This window comes from Pseudomonas sp. GGS8, assembly GCF_024168645.1.
Lineage (GTDB): Bacteria > Pseudomonadota > Gammaproteobacteria > Pseudomonadales > Pseudomonadaceae > Aquipseudomonas.
In genome coordinates this window covers 3,702,925-3,720,994 of sequence record NZ_JALJWF010000001.1, presented here as the reverse complement: position 1 = coordinate 3,720,994, position 18,070 = coordinate 3,702,925, and the positions used below count along the sequence as shown (strand labels likewise).

Below are 18,070 nucleotides of genomic sequence, written 5' to 3'. Positions count from 1 at the left end.
TCAAACTCCAATCAGATGGCAGTGGCCGCGACCTAGAGGGTCGGCGGCGGGTTGTCATCAAAGTTGGGGGCTTAGATCAGGATTTCAAGGGCTCTTCGATTTTGAAGTGAGCCCGAGCCGTGGCAATAGGCTCGGCTTCAGTGCTTTGCCAGGCGGCAATCGCCACGTTTGCCACCCGCCGCCCCTGACGGCAAACCTGGCATCGGGCCCAGGTATCGCGAAACTGCCCCGCGCGCAGATAGTCGAGGGAAAAGTCGATAATCTTCGGCACACCGGGCGAGCCGGTGAAAATCAACAGGTGCAGCGCCGCCGAGAGCTCCATGAACCCGGCAATCACCCCACCATGAATCGCCGGCAGTAAAGGGTTACCAATGTTGTCCTTGTTGGCCGGCAGACGAAACAGCAGCTCATCTCCTACCCGCGAACATTCGACGCCGATAAGTTCGGCATAGGGAATCAGCTGCAGCAGTGCGGTGTAGTCCCCCTGCGCATGGGCCTGCTGGAGCTGCTTCTTGAACGTGTCGGTCATTTCGCATCTCCTGCAATGACACCGCCAAAGCCCTTGGTGCCTTTGACGCCTTTGCCCATGCGCATGAACGTGCCCACAACATGGGCGATGGGCTGTTCGGGGTCGTCCTGATAGGCAAAACCGCGCGCGAAGATCACGTCCGTGGTCACTCGGTAGCATTGGGCGAAGCCATACACGTCCTTGTGTGGCTCAGCGGCGTGCATATAGTCGATGCGCAAGTCGAGCGTCGGGCAGACTTCGAACTCAGACAGCACGCAGAGGGTGGCCATGCCGCAGGCGGTATCCATCAGCGAGGTCAGCGCACCGCCATGAATCACCCCGGTTTGCGGGTTACCGACGATCTGTCGGCTGTACGGAAGAATTACCGTCAGCCCTTCGTTGCTGGCGCTGTGAAGGCGCATGCCGAGCACCTGACAATGGCGCAACGCCGACAGGAATCGCGTCGCACGCTCAAAAACGGGGTTTTCGGCCATTTGATAAATCTCTTCTAGTGTCCGGGCAAAGTAGCAGGCTAATGAGCAAAAGTTCCGTGGCAAAACAAACTTATATATCTGAGTGATTTGAGGAACTTAACCCTGGTCGCTGTGCTCGAAAGGCCAGTAAATATTTTCCACCAGGAGAAACACCCCATGCGTAAGACTTTAGCTATTGCCTTGATGTTGACCGCTTCCCTCGGTCTCGCCGCTTGCGGTAAAAAATCCGAGGACAAAGCTCAAGATGCCGCCAAACATAGTGAGCAAGCTCAGGAAAAAATGAGCGAAGCTCAGGATAAAGTGAACGAGGCAGCAAAAGAAAACGCTGAAGCTGCCAAAGCTCAGACTGAATCGAACGAAGCCGCGACAAAAGAAGCCGCACCGGAAGCTCCTAAAAACTAAAAGTGTTTTTAGTGATAAAAGAAAACCCGCCAAGTGCGGGTTTTCTTTTATCTGACATTTCGTTCGATACGCGCCTTTAGAGCAAAACAGTCCTAAAAGTCGGACTAATCATCAGCAACAACGAACACACTAATCCGACCAACCACACCAGACTTCGCTGCCAGGTCAGATCAGCCCAGTAACACAGCAAGTAGATAACACGCGCGATCACGAAGATGATCGCCAGCGCATCGATCAGCCATCCCGCCGTTTGCGTGGTGTGCGCCATCAACACCCCAACCGCAAACAAAATGAATGCCTCGAAACTATTCTGGTGGGCCGCCAATGCGCGGGCGCCGAAACCTGTGAGTTGCGCCTGCTGTTGACGCGGCAGGTGATTGTTGTAGCCGCCCTGCTCTTTCATCGCCTTGGCCACCGGCATGCGTGCCACGAAAATCAACAAGCCACTGATAAACACACACCAGAATGGAATACTCATCAAGCCGCCTCTTTGTTCAGCTCAGGCAATGGCGCCTCTGTAGGTGTATAGACCATCACGTCAAGAACGTCGGAGTGAAACTCGCGGCGATACAACACAAACACGACACCGGCGCTCATCAACATGAACAACCAGGGACTGACAAACCACGCCAGCATGGTCATGCCGAAATAATAGGAACGCAGACCGAAGTTGAACTGGTTGGCCGCCATGGAGATCACACGGGCAGCTCGGGAAGCGAAGGCTTTACGCTCTTGCTCCGACACATGCCGCTCACCGATCATCGGTGCCGAGCCCACAAGAACGGCGGCAAAGTTGTACTGACGCATGCACCAGCTGAACGTAAAGAACGCATAGACAAACACCAGCGCCAGGCACAACAACTTGATCTCCGACATGCCTTGGGAAGCCTGTTGCACCATCGGGATATCCGCCAGCAACGACACGGCCCTTTCGGACGCACCCAACACCGTGAGAATACCGGCCAGGATAATCAACGTGCTGGAAGCGAAGAACGAGGCGTTGCGCTCCAGGTTACCGATCACACTGGCATCGGCGATGCGGTTGTCGCGCAACAGCATGCGGCGCATCCAGTCTTCGCGATATAGGTGCAACACGCTGGCCAGGCATGCGGTGTCACGGCCCTTCCATGTCGCGTAACGGGTGTAGCCACCCCAGCAGACGACAAACCAGAGCGCGGCGAGGATGTGGATCAGATTGGCGTGGATGAACGACATGCAGTTCCCTGTGAGACGTTGGTAATGATGAAACCTGCGGACAGTGCTTCGACGTTAACCCAAGGAAAAAGACACTGCATCACGCGCATAAAAAATGCCCTGTATCGATTGATACGGGGCATTTCCATTTGTAGCTCAAGCCCGCTTGTGGCGGACGATGGAGCGACTTAAGCCAGCGCTTCTTCGCGCTTGCCCAGCAGACGATCGCAAACCACGGCGACCATCAGGGTCATGACCGACGGCACCAGCCACGCCAGGCCCTGCTCGCTCAGCGGCAGGTGAGCCAGTTGAGCCGGCATCCAGTCGGCCAGACCGGCGCCCTTGAGCGCGTCGATCATGCCGAAGATGAACGACACCAGCATCACCGGACCGACGATGCGGCCCTGCTCATGCCAGAAGTCCTTACAGAAGCTCAAAGCCACCAGAGCGATGCATGGCGGGTAGATAGCGGTCAGCACCGGGATCGAGAACGCGATCAGCTTGGTGAGGCCCAGGTTGGACACCAGCAGGGAAAACGCGGCCAGGATGATCACCAGCGTCTTGTAGGACAGTGGCAGTACACGGCTGAAGTATTCGGCACAGGCGCAAGTCAGACCGACTGCGGTCACCAGGCAGGCCAGGGAGATCAGCACCGCGAGGAAACCGCTGCCCAGGGAGCCGAAGGTGTGCTGCACGTAGGCGTGCAATACCGCCGCGCCGTTGGTGGCACCGACGGCCACTTCATGGCTGCCCGAACCGAGACGGAACAGGCTGACATAAACCAGCGCCAGACCTACACCGGCAATCAGCCCGGCGATGATCGCGTAACGGGTGATCAGCGCCGGCGATTCGACGCCACGGGAGCGGATCGCATTGACGATGACAATGCCGAAGACCAGCGCACCCAGGGTATCCATGGTCAGGTAACCATTGATGAAACCCTGGGAGAACGGTGCTGCAACATATTCGGGGGTGGCCACGCCGATATCACCGGCTGGCAACGCGAACGCTGCGATGCCAAGAACGGCCAGAGCGATGATCTTCAGCGGTGCGAGGAACCGTCCTACGGTGTCCAGCAGACGGCCCGGATAGAGCGAAATGAAGAACACCAGCAGGAAGTACACCGAGCTATAGAGAAACAGCGCCAGCGGGCTCTCGCCGGTCAGCGGCGCCAGACCCACTTCGAACGACACGGTCGCGGTGCGCGGTGTCGCGAACAATGGACCGACAGCGAGGTAGCACGCAGCTGCCAGCAAGCCACCGGCGATTTTACCGATCGGGCTGCTCAAGGCATCCATTGCCCCACCGACCTTGGCCAGAGCGACAACGGTGATCACCGGCAGACCGACCGCCGTGATCAGGAAACCCAGCGCCGCCATCCAGACATTAGGCCCGGACTGTAAACCGACGATAGGCGGGAAGATGATGTTGCCGGCCCCGACGAACAGGGCAAATGTCATGAAGCCCAGTGCCAGGATGTCCTGGCCTTTCAACACTTTCATTAAGGAAATACCACACTACTGAATCGGAATTTAGAGAGGGATTTCCCTTATGGGTGAGGGAAATGCTGTCGATCCGTATAGGACCGACCCGTTTAGCGCGCCGCTGCCTTGTGGGCCGCAGACGCAAAAATGGCGGCTAGCGTAACTAATCTTGCTGACAAACGCACTATTACAGGGCGAACTATCCGATACGCGACATTTCAATGTCGCGTTTTTACATGTAAATGCATTGTCGCCTGTAACTCCGTCATCGCGGGCAAGCCCGCTCCCACAGGTGACCGGGTCGTTCGGAAAAACTGCATACAGCACAATTTCCTGTGGGAGCGGGCTTGCCCGCGATGGCGTCCGCACGGCCAACACAAATCCCGGAAATGACAAAGGCCACCCGAAGGTGGCCTTTGTTGGGTGAAGCGTCAGTTAAGCGCGAGGCTTACTTGACGGCCCAGCCAGTCAGCTCGGCCAGGGCCTTGCCGATGTCTGCCAGCGAACGCACGGTTTTAACGCCTGCGTCTTGCAGAGCAGCGAATTTCTCGTCTGCAGTGCCTTTGCCGCCAGAGATGATTGCGCCAGCATGGCCCATGCGCTTGCCCGGAGGAGCAGTCACACCAGCGATGTAGGAAACAACCGGCTTGGTCACGTGTGCCTTGATGTAGGCAGCCGCTTCTTCTTCAGCCGAACCGCCGATCTCGCCGATCATCACGATCGCTTCGGTCTTCGGGTCTTCCTGGAACAGCTTCAGGATGTCGATGAAGTTCGAACCCGGGATCGGGTCACCACCGATGCCGACGCAAGTCGACTGACCGAAACCGGCGTCAGTAGTCTGCTTCACAGCTTCGTAGGTCAGGGTGCCGGAACGGGAAACGATACCGACTTTGCCTGGCAAGTGAATGTGACCTGGCATGATGCCGATCTTGCATTCGCCTGGAGTGATCACGCCTGGGCAGTTAGGACCGATCAGGACTACGCCCAGCTCGTCGCACTTGACCTTGGCATCCAGCATGTCCAGGGTAGGAATGCCTTCAGTGATGCAAACGATCAGCTTGATGCCGCCGAAAGCTGCTTCCAGGATGGAGTCCTTGCAGAAAGGAGCTGGAACGTAGATCACGCTGGCGGTGGCGCCAGTGGCAGCTACAGCGTCTTTCACGGTGTTGAACACTGGCAGACCCAGGTGCTCGGTGCCGCCTTTGCCTGGAGTTACGCCGCCAACCATCTTGGTGCCGTACTCGATGGCTTGCTGGGTGTGGAAACTACCTTGCGAACCGGTAATACCCTGGCAGATAACTTTGGTGTCTTTATTGATCAGGACGCTCATTATTTGCCCTCCGCAGCTTTGACAACTTGTTGAGCAGCGTCGGTCAGGCTGGTAGCAGCGATGATGTTCAAACCGCTTTCTGCCAGTACTTTAGCGCCCAGCTCAGCGTTGTTGCCTTCAAGGCGAACAACAACCGGGATTTTCACGCCGACTTCTTTCACAGCGCCGATGATGCCTTCGGCAATCATGTCGCAACGAACGATGCCGCCGAAGATGTTGACCAGTACTGCAGCGACGTTAGTGTCGGACAGGATGATCTTGAACGCTTCGGTTACGCGTTCTTTGGTAGCACCGCCGCCCACGTCGAGGAAGTTGGCTGGCTTGCCGCCATGCAGGTTGACGATGTCCATGGTACCCATGGCCAGGCCAGCACCGTTGACCATGCAACCGATGTTGCCTTCCAGCGCTACGTAGTTCAGTTCGAACTTGGCAGCGTGCGCTTCGCGCGGATCGTCTTGCGACGGATCGTGGAAAGTCTTCAGCTTAGGCTGACGGTACATGGCGTTGGCGTCGATGTTGATCTTGGCGTCGAGGCAATGCAGATCGCCGTCAGCCTTGATCACCAGCGGGTTCACTTCCAGCAGAGCCAGGTCGTGATCCTTGAACAGCTTGGCCAGACCTACGAAGATCTTGGCGAACTGAGCAACTTGCTTGCCTTCCAGACCCAGCTGGAATGCCAGCTCGCGACCCTGGAATGGCTGAGCGCCAACCAGTGGATCGATAGTGGCTTTCAGAATTTTTTCTGGAGTGTCGTGAGCGATTTTCTCGATGTCCACGCCACCTTCGGTGGAAGCCATGAACACGATGCGACGGCTCGAACGGTCAACGACAGCGCCCAGGTACAGCTCTTTAGCGATATCAGTGCACGATTCAACCAGGATCTTGGTGACTGGCTGACCATTGGCGTCAGTCTGGTAAGTCACCAGACGCTTGCCCAGCCACTGCTGTGCGAATGCTTTAGCGTCTTCTTTGCTGCGAACCAGCTTTACGCCGCCCGCTTTACCGCGACCACCGGCGTGAACCTGGGCTTTGACAACCCATTCGCTGCCGCCGATTTTGTCGCAAGCTTCTGCTGCTGCTTCCGGGGTGTCTACCGCGTAACCGGTGGATACTGGCAGGCCGTACTCAGCGAACAGCTGCTTACCCTGATACTCGTGAAGATTCATGCTTATTACCGTCTTCGTTAGGTACTGCGCATTCGGTGCTGCACTCATTCAAGTGCCGCACCACCTGTGACTGCTGCTTGCGTAACCTTTCCGGGTACCCGGTGCAGTTACGCAAGACTGCGTCCAGCGGACATTCCGCGGTGAGTCTTGCTCGCAAGGCTCACGACGGGCCGTACCGCCGTGGTTTCTTATTATCCGCTTAGCGTTTCTTGCGGTTGGCGATGTGGATGGCGCCGCCATTCACTGCCAACGCTGCTTCGTGCAAGGCTTCAGACAAGGTCGGATGGGAGAAAACCATCATGCCCAGGTCTTCAGCGCTGGTGCCGAATTCCATGCCGATCGCGCCCTGCTGAACCAGTTCTGCAGCGCTCGGACCAATCACGTGGACGCCCAATACGCGGTCAGTCTTGGCATCAGCGATGACCTTGACGAAACCACCGGTATCGTTGGCGGCCATGGCACGGCCAGAGGCTGCGAACGGGAAGGTGCCGACGTTAACTTCTACGCCTTCAGCTTTCAAGGCCTGCTCGGTTTTACCGACCCACGCGATTTCCGGGTGAGTATAAATAACCGAAGGGATCAGGTCATAGTTCATCTGGGCTTTATGGCCCTTGATGCGCTCGACAACCATGATGCCCTCTTCCGAGGCTTTGTGAGCCAGCATCATGCCGCGAACCACGTCACCGATGGCGTAAACGCCCGGCACGGTGGTGGCGCAGTGATCGTCAACGTGCACGAAACCGCGCTCGTCGAGGGTCACGCCGCAATCAGCGGCCAGCAGATCAGTGGTCACCGGACGGCGACCAACGGCTACGATCAGCTTGTCGAAAGTGATGTTCTGTTCGCCGTTGGCATCGGTGTAGTTCACAACGACTTCGTCGCCGTTCACTTTGGAACCGGTTACGCGAGCGCCCAGCTTGATGTCCAGACCCTGTTTGGTCAGGGTTTTCAGCGCTTCCTTGGAAACAGCGGTGTCCGCTGCCATCAGGAAGGTATCCAGTGCTTCGAGAACGGTGACTTCTGCGCCCAGACGGGACCATACCGAACCCAGTTCCAGACCGATAACACCAGCGCCGATTACACCCAGGCGTTTTGGCACGGATTGGAATTCCAGAGCACCCGTCGAATCGACGATCACATTCTGGTCGACCGGAGCCGGTGGAATGTCGATCGGACGCGAACCTGGAGCCAGAATCACGTTCTCGGCTTCAATGATTTCTACCGAACCGTCAGGCTTGGTGACTTCGACTTTCTTGCCGGCCAGCAGTTTGCCGTGGCCCTGGATCGAAGTGACGCCGTTCGCCTTGAACAGGGTCGCAACACCGGAGGTCAGGCCTTTAACGATGTTGGCTTTACGGCCGACCATCGCTGCCACGTCCATGGTCACGCCAGCGTGGTTGATACCGTGGATCGCGAAGCCGTCTTGCGCTTCGTGAAACTTCCAGGAGCTGTCCAGCAGCGCCTTGGATGGAATGCAGCCGACGTTCAGGCAAGTACCGCCGAGGGCCAGTTTGCCTTCCTTGTCGGTGTATTTCTCGATGCAGGCAGTGGTGAGGCCCAGTTGCGCTGCTTTAATGGCAGCCACGTAGCCGCCAGGGCCCGCGCCAATCACTACCACGTCGAATTTCTGAGTCATGTGTCATTCCTTCTCGAATCAAACCGGACGGCCCCTTTTGGGGACCGTCGTGGGACGAAGCTGGTCATTACAGAAGGACCGTTCATCGCTGAGCGGCCCGTGCAACGAAATCAGATATCCAGCAGCAAACGAGCCGGGTCTTCCAGCAGGTTCTTGATGGTAACCAGGAAGGTCACAGCTTCTTTGCCGTCGATCAAACGGTGATCGTAGGACAGCGCCAGGTACATCATCGGACGGATAACGACTTGACCATTGATCGCCATAGGACGCTGCAGAATGTTGTGCATGCCCAGGATGGCCGCTTGTGGCGGGTTGACGATCGGAGTCGACATCATCGAACCGAAGGTACCACCGTTGGTGATGGTGAACGTACCACCGGTCATTTCGTCCATCGACAGTTTGCCGTCACGGGCTTTCTTGCCGAAGGTAGCGATGCCGCCTTCGATTTCAGCCAGGCTCATCAGTTCGGCGTTACGCAGAACCGGTACAACCAGGCCGCGGTCGCTGGAAACAGCCACACCGACGTCAGCATAGCCGTGATAAACGATGTCAGCACCGTCGATCGACGCGTTAACAGCCGGGAAGCGTTTCAGCGCCTCGGTGGCCGCTTTCACGAAGAACGACATGAAGCCCAGGCGTACACCATTATGGGACTTCTCGAACAGGTCCTTGTACTTCGAACGCAGAGCCATGACTTCGGTCATGTCGACTTCGTTGAAAGTGGTCAGCATTGCCATGTTCGATTGAGCTTCAACCAGACGCTTGGCAACGGTGGCCCGCACACGGGTCATCGGTACGCGCTTCTCGATGCGATCGCCGGCAGCGAACACTGGAGCAGCAGCGGCAGGCGCAGCAGCCTTGGCAGGCGCGGCAGCCGGAGCGGCTTTCTTGGCAGCTACAGCGGCAACAACGTCTTCCTTGGTCACACGACCGCCTTTGCCAGTGCCGGCAACGGAAGCGATGTTGATGCCGTTTTCTTCAGCCAGCTTGCGAGCAGCCGGTGCAGCAACAGGATCATCTTCGCCTTCAGCGGCTGGAGCAGCAGCTTGTGCAGCGGCCGGAGCAGCGGCAGCAGCTGGAGCGGCAGCAGCGCCGCCCGCTTCGATGGAGCCCAGGACTTCGTCGGACAGAACGGTGTCGCCTTCGTTCTTGACGATAGCGCCCAGCACGCCGTCAGCGGTAGCCAACACTTCCAATACGACTTTGTCAGTTTCGATGTCGACGATCAGGTCATCGCGCTTGACGGCGTCGCCCGGTTTTTTGTGCCAGGTGGCAACGGTGCCATCGGCAACCGATTCCGGGAAAGTGGGGGCTTTGATTTCGATAGCCATTATCTGTGGGTCCTTAAATTCGGTTTCAGGTGCGCGAAGGCGTTAAACAGTAAAGGCGTCTTGCAGCAGTTGTTCCTGCTGCTCAGCGTGCATCGATGCATAACCACAAGCAGGTGCAGCAGAAGCCTCACGACCCGCGTACTCGAGTACGAGAGACTTGTTGAGCGTACTGATGCTACGACGCAAGTGGTGTTGGCTGCAGTACCAGGCACCCTGGTTCATCGGCTCTTCCTGACACCAAACGGCATGCTTGGCGTTGGTGTAAGGAGCCAGGACTTCTTTCAAGTCGTCCTCAGGGAATGGGTACAGCTGCTCGATACGCACGATGGCGATGTCATCACGACCTTCGGCACGGCGTTTTTCCAGCAGGTCGTAGTAGACCTTGCCGCTACACAGAACAACGCGCTCGACCTTTTTCGGGTCCAGGGCATCGATTTCCGGAATAACGGTCTGGAACGAACCTTCGGCCAGATCTTCCAGGGTCGAGATGGCCAGTTTGTGACGCAGCAGCGACTTCGGAGTCAGAACGATCAACGGCTTGCGCAGCGGGCGAATCACCTGACGACGTAGCAAGTGGTAGATCTGAGCCGGTGTAGTCGGCACGGCTACCTGAATATTGTGCTCGGCGCACAGCTGCAGGTAACGCTCCAGACGAGCCGAAGAGTGCTCCGGACCCTGACCTTCATAACCGTGCGGCAGCAGCATGGTCAGACCGCAGAGACGACCCCACTTGTGCTCGCCACTGGTGATGAACTGGTCGATAACCACTTGGGCACCGTTGGCGAAGTCGCCGAACTGGGCTTCCCAGATCACCAGCGCCTCAGGCGTGGTGGTCGAGTAACCGTATTCGAACGCCAGCACGGCTTCTTCGGACAGGAACGAATCGTACAGGTCGAAACGTGGCTGGCCCTTGTACAGGTTTTGCAACGGGATGTAGGTACCCGCGTCTTTCTGGTTGTGCAAGACAGCGTGACGGTGCGAGAACGTACCGCGACCGATGTCCTGACCCGTCATGCGAATCGGGTGACCTTCGAACGCCAGGGTCGCGTACGCCATGGTTTCGGCGTAACCCCAGTTGATCGGCAGGCCGCCGGCTTGCATCTTCTGACGGTCTTCGTAGATTTTCGAGACCTGGCGCTGAACCACGAAGCCTTCCGGGATTTCCAGCAGCTTGGCGGACAGTTCCTGCAAGGTTTTCAGATCGAAGCGAGTGTCGTGACGCGCGGTCCAGGCGTGGCCCAGATACGGACGCCAGTCCACGAACAACTCTTTGTTCGGCTCTTTGACCAGGCTTTTTACCACGTGCAGACCGTTGTCCAGCGCGTTGCGGTATTCGTCGACTTTCGCCTGAACACGCTCTGCGTCCAGCACACCGCCCTGGGTCAGACGATCGGCATACAGCTCCCGGGTGGTGCGCTGTTTGGTGATCTGCTGATACATGATTGGCTGGGTGCCGCTAGGCTCGTCGGCCTCGTTGTGGCCGCGACGACGGTAGCAGACCAGGTCGATCACCACGTCACGCTTGAACTGCATGCGGTAGTCGATGGCCAGCTGGGTCACGAACAACACGGCTTCCGGATCATCGCCATTCACATGGAGAATCGGCGCCTGGATCATCTTCGCAACGTCGGTCGCGTACTCGGTAGAGCGCGAGTCCAGCGGGTTGCTGATGGTGAAACCGACCTGGTTGTTGATCACGATGTGCACGGTGCCGCCGGTCTTGAAACCGCGGGTCTGCGACATCTGGAAGGTTTCCATGACCACACCTTGACCGGCGAATGCCGCGTCACCGTGGATGGAGATCGGCAGTACCTTCTCGCCAGTAGGGTCGTTACGACGATCCTGACGGGCGCGGACCGAACCTTCGACCACCGGAGAAACGATTTCCAGGTGAGACGGGTTGAACGCCATGGCCAGGTGAACTTCACCGCCGGCGGTCATCACGTTGGACGAGAAGCCCTGGTGATATTTAACGTCACCGGACCCCAGCTCGACCTTCTTCTTGCCTTCGAACTCGTCGAACAGCTCGCGCGGGTTCTTGCCGAAGGTGTTGACCAGCACGTTCAGACGACCACGGTGGGCCATGCCGATCACGATTTCCTTGGTGCCGTAGGAACCGGAACGCTGGATCAGCTCGTCGAGCATCGGAATCAGGCTCTCGCCGCCTTCCAGACCGAAACGCTTGGTACCCGGGTATTTGGTCCCGAGGTATTTTTCCAGGCCTTCGCCGGCGGTGACGCGCTCAAGCAGGTGGCTCTTGATGTCGACGGAGTACGTCGGACGGCCGCGCACGCTTTCCAGACGCTGCTGGAACCACTGGCGCTGCTCGGAATCGGTGATATGCGTAAATTCAGCGCCGATGGTGCGGCAATATGTCTGCTGCAACGCTTCGTGAATTTCGCGTAGGCTCGCCTCCTCTTTGCCGATGAACAGGTCGCCGGCACGGAAGGTCGTATCAAGATCGGCATTGGTCAAGCCGTAATGATTGATTGACAGGTCTGCAGGTGCAGGACGCTGCCACAGCCCCAGCGGGTCAAGCTGGGCTGCCTGGTGGCCACGCATACGGTAGGCCTGGATCAATCGCAGCACTTCAACTTGCTTCTTCTCGTGCTCACTGCTCACGCTGCCGGCGGAAACCGGTTGGGCGCGGCGCTGGTTCTTTGCCAGCAAGACGAAATGATCGCGAATTGTGGAGTGCGAAACATCGGTGGCAGTGTTGCCATCAGCAGGCAACTTCTGGAAGTAGGTGCGCCACTCTTCTGGCACAGCGTTAGGGTCGTGCAGGTAGAGCTCGTAGAGCTCTTCCACATAGGCAGCGTTACTACCGGAAAGGTAGGCGCTGTTCCACATGCGCTGCATCACGCTTTCTTGCATGCTTGGTCACCCTCGGTTAGGGGAACACCACCGGCGTCGACACCGAGCAAACTTGCAGAAGTCCGAATGCAGCGACTAAAACAAGCCACTTAGGATCACGCTGATAGTCCGGGTACCAGCCCGGATGCCCCTGCTTGTCTCATTTCTTCAAAATAAGAGCCGCAGCCTTATGGGCTGCTGCTCAGGTTAAAACTACGGCGCCGGTTGAAGCCTGCGCCGTAGCATCTACGGGTATTGCGGTCCTACGGGTACAACAGCTGAATCACACGCCGCTTTGCAGCAGCATGTTACGAATGTGACCGATGGCCTTAGTCGGGTTCAGGCCTTTCGGACAAACGTTGACGCAGTTCATGATGCCCCGGCAGCGGAATACGCTGAACGGGTCATCCAGCGAAGCCAGACGCTCGGACGTCTTGGTGTCGCGGCTGTCTGCCAGGAAGCGGTACGCTTGCAGCAGAGCAGCCGGGCCCAGGAACTTGTCCGGGTTCCACCAGAAGGACGGGCACGAAGTCGAGCAGCAAGCGCACAGGATGCACTCGTACAGACCGTCGAGCTTTTCACGCTCTTCAGGGGACTGCAGACGCTCGATGGCCGGAGCCGGCGTGTCGTTCTGCAGGTATGGCTTAACCTTTTCGTATTGCTTGTAGAAGATGCTCATATCGACGACCAGGTCACGGATAACCGGCAAACCTGGCAGAGGACGAACGATCAGCTTGTTACCTTTTACAACGGCGGACAGCGGCGTGATGCATGCCAGACCGTTCTTGCCGTTGATGTTCATGCCGTCGGAGCCGCAAACACCTTCACGGCAAGAGCGACGATAGGAGAAACCTTCGTCCTGCTCTTTGATCAGGGCCAGCACGTCCAGCACCATCAGGTCTTTACCACCGGTATCAACCTGGAATTCCTGCATGAACGGCGCAGCGTCCTGATCAGGGTTGTAACGATAAACACTGACTTTCAACATGGCGGCCACCCTTAATAAGTCCGAATCTTAGGTTCAAAAGTCGGAACAGTCTTCGGCGAGAAGTTCACTGCACGCTTGGCAACGCGCTTCTCACCCGGGAAGTACAGGGTGTGGCACAGCCAGTTTTCATCGTCACGGTCTTCGAAGTCTTCACGGGCGTGAGCACCGCGGGACTCTTTACGTACTTCTGCTGCGATGGCGGTAGCTTCGGCCACTTCCAGCAGGTTCTGCAGCTCCAGCGCTTCGATACGCGCGGTGTTGAACGCCTGGCTCTTGTCGTTGATCTTGACGTTGGCGATACGGCCACGCAGATCAGCCAGTTGAGCAATACCCTTCTGCATGTATTCGCCGGTACGGAATACACCGAAGTAGTTCTGCATGCAGCTTTGCAGCTCGCGACGCAGGGTTGCCACGTCTTCACCATCGGTACGCTCGTTCAGAGCGGACAGACGCGACAGGGCCGCATTGATGTCGGCATCGGTGGCGTCGTCGTATTCGATACCATCGGTCAGCGCTTTTTCCAGGTGCAGACCGGCCGCACGACCGAAGACCACCAGGTCGAGCAACGAGTTGCCGCCCAGACGGTTGGCACCGTGAACCGATACGCAAGCCACTTCACCAACCGCGAACAGACCTGGAATGATGGTGTCTTTGCCTTCGGCGTCCTGAGTGATCGCCTGGCCATGAATGTTGGTGGCAACGCCGCCCATCATATAGTGGCAGGTCGGAACAACCGGAACCGGAGCGACGACCGGGTCAACGTGTGCGAAAGTCTTGGACAGTTCGCAGATGCCTGGCAGACGGCTGTGCAGCACTTCCTCGCCCAGGTGGTCGAGCTTGAGCATTACGTGGTCGCCATTCGGACCGCAACCGTTGCCAGCGATGATTTCTTTAACCATCGAACGGGCAACCACGTCACGACCGGCAAGGTCTTTGGCGTTAGGAGCATAACGCTCCATGAAACGCTCGCCGTGCTTGTTGATCAGGTAACCACCTTCACCACGGCAACCTTCGGTCACCAGTACACCGGCGCCGGCGATGCCGGTCGGGTGGAACTGCCACATTTCGATGTCTTGTACCGGTACGCCGGCACGCAGCGCCATGCCAACGCCGTCACCGGTGTTGATCAGGGCGTTGGTGGTCGAAGCGTAGATACGACCTGCACCGCCGGTGGCCAGTACGGTGGCCTTGGCACGGATGTAGGTGGTTTCACCGGTTTCGATGCAGATGGCGATCACACCGACGAACTCGCCTTCGCCGTTCTTCACCAGATCGACAGCGTAGTACTCGTTCAGGAACACGGTACCGGCTTTCAGGTTGCCCTGATAAAGGGTGTGCAGCAGAGCGTGACCGGTACGGTCGGAAGCAGCGCAAGTACGAGCGGCCTGCCCGCCTTTACCGTAATCCTTCGACTGGCCGCCGAATGGACGCTGGTAGATACGACCTTGCTCGGTACGCGAGAACGGCATGCCCATGTGGTCCAGCTCGTAAACGGCAGCCGGACCTTCCTGACACATGTATTCGATAGCGTCCTGGTCACCGATGTAGTCGGAACCCTTGACGGTATCGTACATGTGCCAGCGCCAGTCATCGTTCGGGTCGGCAGACGCGATGGCGCAGGTGATGCCACCCTGGGCCGATACGGTGTGCGAACGAGTCGGGAAAACCTTGGTGATCACGGCAGTCTTGTGACCGCCTTGTGCCAGTTGCAGCGCAGCGCGCATGCCAGCACCGCCGCCACCAATAATGATGGCGTCGAAAGAAATCGTTGGAATGTTAGCCATGGATCAGATACCCCAGAGAATCTGCACACCCCAGACGAAGTAAGCGAACATCGCAACGCCGCATACTGCCTGGAAAAGGAAACGTACTGCAGTCGCGGACTTGCCCAGCGCCATCGGCGTCAGGTAGTCGGTCGCGATGGTCCACATGCCGACCCAGGCGTGAGCACCCAGGGCCACAAGGGCCAGCAGACTGAAGATACGCATCCCGTTGTGGGCGAACAGGCCATGCCATTGGACGTAGCCAATGCCAGGATTCGCAACGAGGTATCCGATCAGGAAGATGAAATAAGCCGCGAGAACAACCGCAGACACACGTTGCGCCATCCAGTCATAGAGGCCCGAACGCGAAAGGTTCGTAACGCTGGTTACCATATCCAAACTCCTGCCAGAACGATCAACACCACGGAAACGGCGATGATAATTTTCGAGCCCAGGCGGCCGCCTTCCAGCGTCTCACCGATGCCCATGTCCATGATCAAGTGGCGCACACCGGCTACCAGGTGATACAGAAGAGCGGACAGGAGGCCCCATGCTACGAACTTGGCCAGCGGACTGGTCAAGCATGCCTTCACCTCGGCAAAACCTTCCTCGGAACCCAGAGACTTGCCCAATGCATACAGCATGAAGCCAAGGCCCAGGAAGAGGATGATGCCGGAAACACGGTGAAGAAACGACGTAACGCCGGTGATGGGGAGTTTGATGGTCCTTAGGTCTAGGTTTACAGGTCGTTGGCTTTTCACGGCTTTTTTTTCACACTGAAGAGCCCCTAACAATCAGGGCAAAGTTGTTGGGGAGTGCACTGGTCAGGTAACCACTACCCAGGGATGCGACCCCCAATAAAGCAGGCCCAAAAGCCCCTGGCGGTCGGTGGCCGAGTATAGACAGTTAGGCTACTAATGACAACGCGTTCACCTTCCCCTAATAGCGGATTGCACAAGTGACATAAAAGGCGTAAACGGCAGACAATTTCGAGAAAAAAGTCCGGTTAAAGCCTTCTGGAGCAAGACTTTAGGCAAATTGACATTCGAATTTATCTCACTATAGTGGTGCGGGCCCTGCGTGGGGGGTCTGTCTGATGATTTCAAGCATAAATAGGAGGCCACATGGCTGACAAAAAAGCGCAGTTGATCATCGAGGGCGCAGCCCCCGTCGAGCTGCCCATTTTAACCGGCACCGTTGGTCCCGATGTTATCGACGTTCGGGGCCTGACGGCCACGGGCCGTTTCACCTTTGACCCTGGTTTCATGTCGACCGCCTCCTGTGAGTCGAAGATCACCTATATCGACGGCGACAACGGCATTCTGCTGCACCGCGGCTACCCGATCGAACAGCTGGCTGAAAAGTCGGACTACCTGGAAACCTGCTACCTGCTGCTCAATGGCGAGCTGCCAACCGCAGAACAGAAGGCCCAGTTCGTCGGCACCGTGAAGAACCACACCATGGTCCACGAGCAGTTGAAGACCTTCTTCAACGGCTTCCGTCGCGACGCCCACCCGATGGCCGTCATGTGCGGTGTAGTGGGCGCCCTCTCGGCGTTCTACCACGACTCCCTTGACATCAATAACCCGCAGCATCGCGAAATCTCTGCGATCCGCCTGGTTGCCAAGATGCCGACCCTGGCCGCAATGGTTTACAAGTACTCCATGGGCCAACCCATGATGTACCCGCGCAACGACCTGTCGTACGCGGAAAACTTCCTGCACATGATGTTCAACACCCCGTGCGAGATCAAACCGATCAGCCCGGTACTCGCCAAGGCCATGGACCGGATCTTCATCCTCCATGCCGACCACGAACAGAACGCATCGACCTCCACCGTACGTCTGGCAGGTTCGTCGGGTGCCAACCCGTTCGCCTGTATCGCCGCCGGTATCGCTGCACTGTGGGGCCCTGCCCACGGCGGTGCGAACGAAGCCGTGTTGACCATGCTCGATGAAATTGGCGATGTCTCGAACATCGACAAGTACATCGCCAAGGCCAAGGACAAAAACGATCCGTTCAAACTGATGGGCTTCGGTCACCGGGTTTACAAAAACCGCGACCCACGCGCTACCGTCATGAAGCAGACCTGCGACGAAGTGTTGAAGGAACTGGGCATCACCAACGATCCGCAACTCGAACTGGCCATGCGCCTGGAAGAGATCGCCCTGACCGACCCGTACTTCATCGAGCGCTCGCTGTACCCGAACGTCGACTTCTACTCGGGGATCATCCTCAAGGCGATCGGCATTCCAACCAGCATGTTCACCGTGATCTTCGCCCTGGCGCGGACCGTCGGCTGGATCTCCCACTGGAAAGAAATGCTCTCCAGCCCGTACAAGATCGGCCGTCCGCGCCAGCTGTACACCGGCTACGAGTCGCGTGACATCACCCGGCTTGAAGACCGCAAGTAAGACCTGTCTTGCGATAACGTCTTGAGCTGTACCGAGAACGGCCTCTATGTAGATAGAGGCCGTTTTTGTTTGTGCAATCTGAGAACCAATTGACTCATTGACCGTGTGCATATCCGTTTTTCGATAACGGCCGCCTATGGTTTCGCTCTTACAGCGAGTCACTTTCGAAAAGCCTGCGCGGCCCGGCGGAAAGTAACCAAAGCGCTCTTGCCCCTTTCGTTCGGCCCTTCGCCTAGGCTCAGGGTGCCCTCGCTCCGGTCCCGCTCCGTGGGCCCGCCGCCATCGGCCATCCATGGCCGGGGGCGGCTAACCCGGCATCCATGCCGGGTTGCCCACTGCGCAGAACCTCCACTCGGCCTCTCGAGGGGGCGTGCACCGCAAAAGCCAAAGCGAGGCGGCCTACCGGCCGGCCTGACTTCAAGTGAACGCGTTCCCCTGTAGGAGCTGCCGAAGGCTGCGATCTTTTGATCTTGCCTTTGCTTTGGCCTTTGATCTTGCTTTGCCTGC

Annotated in this window: 16 protein-coding genes; 2 read left to right on the top strand and 14 right to left on the bottom strand. The window is 57.7% G+C overall.

What is annotated here, in order from left to right; all coding sequences use genetic code 11:
* Nucleotides 1–76 precede the first annotated feature (76 nt).
* The gene (locus J3D54_RS16835) at nucleotides 77–529 is read right to left on the bottom strand and encodes a PaaI family thioesterase (RefSeq protein ID WP_253420325.1); all 453 of its coding nucleotides are present in this window, start codon (nucleotides 527–529) and stop codon (nucleotides 77–79) included.
* Nucleotides 526–1,002: a PaaI family thioesterase gene (locus tag J3D54_RS16830; protein WP_253420322.1), complete on the bottom strand. Its 477-nt coding sequence runs from the start codon at nucleotides 1,000–1,002 to the stop codon at nucleotides 526–528. The genes J3D54_RS16835 and J3D54_RS16830 overlap by 4 nt, the downstream gene beginning before the upstream one ends.
* Before the next feature lie 156 nt (nucleotides 1,003–1,158).
* Here J3D54_RS16830 and J3D54_RS16825 point away from each other — a divergent pair, with 156 nt between their 5' ends.
* Nucleotides 1,159–1,404, top strand: a complete 246-nt coding sequence (locus tag J3D54_RS16825) for a hypothetical protein (RefSeq protein ID WP_253420320.1) — start codon at nucleotides 1,159–1,161, stop codon at nucleotides 1,402–1,404.
* A gap of 76 nt (nucleotides 1,405–1,480) precedes the next feature.
* Here J3D54_RS16825 and J3D54_RS16820 read toward each other — a convergent pair whose 3' ends face one another.
* The 12 genes from J3D54_RS16820 to sdhC all read right to left on the bottom strand — a co-directional run bounded on the left by J3D54_RS16820 (nucleotide 1,481) and on the right by sdhC (nucleotide 15,910).
* Nucleotides 1,481–1,882: an MAPEG family protein gene (locus J3D54_RS16820; RefSeq protein WP_253420315.1), complete on the bottom strand. Its 402-nt coding sequence runs from the start codon at nucleotides 1,880–1,882 to the stop codon at nucleotides 1,481–1,483.
* Nucleotides 1,882–2,619 (bottom strand): DUF599 domain-containing protein, encoded by a 738-nt coding sequence (locus tag J3D54_RS16815; RefSeq protein WP_253420312.1) that lies wholly within the window; start codon nucleotides 2,617–2,619, stop codon nucleotides 1,882–1,884. The genes J3D54_RS16820 and J3D54_RS16815 overlap by 1 nt, the downstream gene beginning before the upstream one ends.
* Nucleotides 2,620–2,786: 167 nt before the next feature.
* Nucleotides 2,787–4,100, bottom strand: a complete 1,314-nt coding sequence (gene brnQ / locus J3D54_RS16810; protein ID WP_253420309.1) for a branched-chain amino acid transport system II carrier protein — start codon at nucleotides 4,098–4,100, stop codon at nucleotides 2,787–2,789.
* A gap of 430 nt (nucleotides 4,101–4,530) precedes the next feature.
* Complete coding sequence (gene sucD / locus J3D54_RS16805) at nucleotides 4,531–5,412, bottom strand: succinate--CoA ligase subunit alpha (protein ID WP_007919877.1); 882 nt, start codon at nucleotides 5,410–5,412, stop codon at nucleotides 4,531–4,533.
* Complete coding sequence (sucC, locus tag J3D54_RS16800) at nucleotides 5,412–6,578, bottom strand: ADP-forming succinate--CoA ligase subunit beta (RefSeq protein WP_007919879.1); 1,167 nt, start codon at nucleotides 6,576–6,578, stop codon at nucleotides 5,412–5,414. The genes sucD and sucC overlap by 1 nt, the downstream gene beginning before the upstream one ends.
* Before the next feature lie 199 nt (nucleotides 6,579–6,777).
* On the bottom strand, nucleotides 6,778–8,214 hold the full coding sequence (gene lpdA / locus J3D54_RS16795; RefSeq protein ID WP_253420306.1) for a dihydrolipoyl dehydrogenase: 1,437 nt from the start codon (nucleotides 8,212–8,214) through the stop codon (nucleotides 6,778–6,780).
* Between the two features lie 110 nt (nucleotides 8,215–8,324).
* Nucleotides 8,325–9,545, bottom strand: a complete 1,221-nt coding sequence (gene odhB, locus J3D54_RS16790) for a 2-oxoglutarate dehydrogenase complex dihydrolipoyllysine-residue succinyltransferase (RefSeq protein WP_010456848.1) — start codon at nucleotides 9,543–9,545, stop codon at nucleotides 8,325–8,327.
* Nucleotides 9,546–9,587: 42 nt separating this feature from the next.
* Entirely contained in the window at nucleotides 9,588–12,419 is a 2,832-nt protein-coding gene (locus J3D54_RS16785) for a 2-oxoglutarate dehydrogenase E1 component (RefSeq protein WP_253420303.1), read from the bottom strand.
* A 262-nt stretch (nucleotides 12,420–12,681) separates the two neighbouring features.
* A complete protein-coding gene (locus tag J3D54_RS16780) occupies nucleotides 12,682–13,386 on the bottom strand; it encodes a succinate dehydrogenase iron-sulfur subunit (protein ID WP_007936040.1) in 705 nt (234 codons plus the stop codon).
* A gap of 11 nt (nucleotides 13,387–13,397) precedes the next feature.
* The gene (sdhA, locus tag J3D54_RS16775; RefSeq protein WP_019648150.1) at nucleotides 13,398–15,170 is read right to left on the bottom strand and encodes a succinate dehydrogenase flavoprotein subunit; all 1,773 of its coding nucleotides are present in this window, start codon (nucleotides 15,168–15,170) and stop codon (nucleotides 13,398–13,400) included.
* Between the two features lie 3 nt (nucleotides 15,171–15,173).
* Nucleotides 15,174–15,542, bottom strand: a complete 369-nt coding sequence (gene sdhD, locus J3D54_RS16770; protein ID WP_253420300.1) for a succinate dehydrogenase, hydrophobic membrane anchor protein — start codon at nucleotides 15,540–15,542, stop codon at nucleotides 15,174–15,176.
* Nucleotides 15,536–15,910: a succinate dehydrogenase, cytochrome b556 subunit gene (gene sdhC, locus J3D54_RS16765; RefSeq protein ID WP_015096190.1), complete on the bottom strand. Its 375-nt coding sequence runs from the start codon at nucleotides 15,908–15,910 to the stop codon at nucleotides 15,536–15,538. The genes sdhD and sdhC overlap by 7 nt, the downstream gene beginning before the upstream one ends.
* Nucleotides 15,911–16,273: 363 nt before the next feature.
* Here sdhC and gltA point away from each other — a divergent pair, with 363 nt between their 5' ends.
* Nucleotides 16,274–17,563 carry a citrate synthase gene (gene gltA, locus J3D54_RS16760; protein WP_105339798.1) on the top strand — a complete coding sequence of 430 codons (1,290 nt, stop codon included), beginning with the start codon at nucleotides 16,274–16,276 and terminating at the stop codon, nucleotides 17,561–17,563.
* Nucleotides 17,564–18,070 lie beyond the last annotated feature (507 nt).

Coding starts and splice junctions, on each gene's coding strand:
- lpdA (WP_253420306.1), bottom strand. CDS start 8,214: ATGACTCAGAAATTCGACGTGGTAGTGATTGGCGCGGGCCCTGGCGGC.
- J3D54_RS16830 (WP_253420322.1), bottom strand. CDS start 1,002: ATGGCCGAAAACCCCGTTTTTGAGCGTGCGACGCGATTCCTGTCGGCG.
- J3D54_RS16825 (WP_253420320.1), top strand. CDS start 1,159: ATGCGTAAGACTTTAGCTATTGCCTTGATGTTGACCGCTTCCCTCGGT.
- gltA (WP_105339798.1), top strand. CDS start 16,274: ATGGCTGACAAAAAAGCGCAGTTGATCATCGAGGGCGCAGCCCCCGTC.
- sdhD (WP_253420300.1), bottom strand. CDS start 15,542: ATGGTAACCAGCGTTACGAACCTTTCGCGTTCGGGCCTCTATGACTGG.
- sucC (WP_007919879.1), bottom strand. CDS start 6,578: ATGAATCTTCACGAGTATCAGGGTAAGCAGCTGTTCGCTGAGTACGGC.
- J3D54_RS16780 (WP_007936040.1), bottom strand. CDS start 13,386: ATGTTGAAAGTCAGTGTTTATCGTTACAACCCTGATCAGGACGCTGCG.
- brnQ (WP_253420309.1), bottom strand. CDS start 4,100: ATGAAAGTGTTGAAAGGCCAGGACATCCTGGCACTGGGCTTCATGACA.
- sucD (WP_007919877.1), bottom strand. CDS start 5,412: ATGAGCGTCCTGATCAATAAAGACACCAAAGTTATCTGCCAGGGTATT.
- sdhA (WP_019648150.1), bottom strand. CDS start 15,170: ATGGCTAACATTCCAACGATTTCTTTCGACGCCATCATTATTGGTGGC.
- J3D54_RS16785 (WP_253420303.1), bottom strand. CDS start 12,419: ATGCAAGAAAGCGTGATGCAGCGCATGTGGAACAGCGCCTACCTTTCC.
- J3D54_RS16815 (WP_253420312.1), bottom strand. CDS start 2,619: ATGTCGTTCATCCACGCCAATCTGATCCACATCCTCGCCGCGCTCTGG.
- odhB (WP_010456848.1), bottom strand. CDS start 9,545: ATGGCTATCGAAATCAAAGCCCCCACTTTCCCGGAATCGGTTGCCGAT.
- J3D54_RS16820 (WP_253420315.1), bottom strand. CDS start 1,882: ATGAGTATTCCATTCTGGTGTGTGTTTATCAGTGGCTTGTTGATTTTC.
- J3D54_RS16835 (WP_253420325.1), bottom strand. CDS start 529: ATGACCGACACGTTCAAGAAGCAGCTCCAGCAGGCCCATGCGCAGGGG.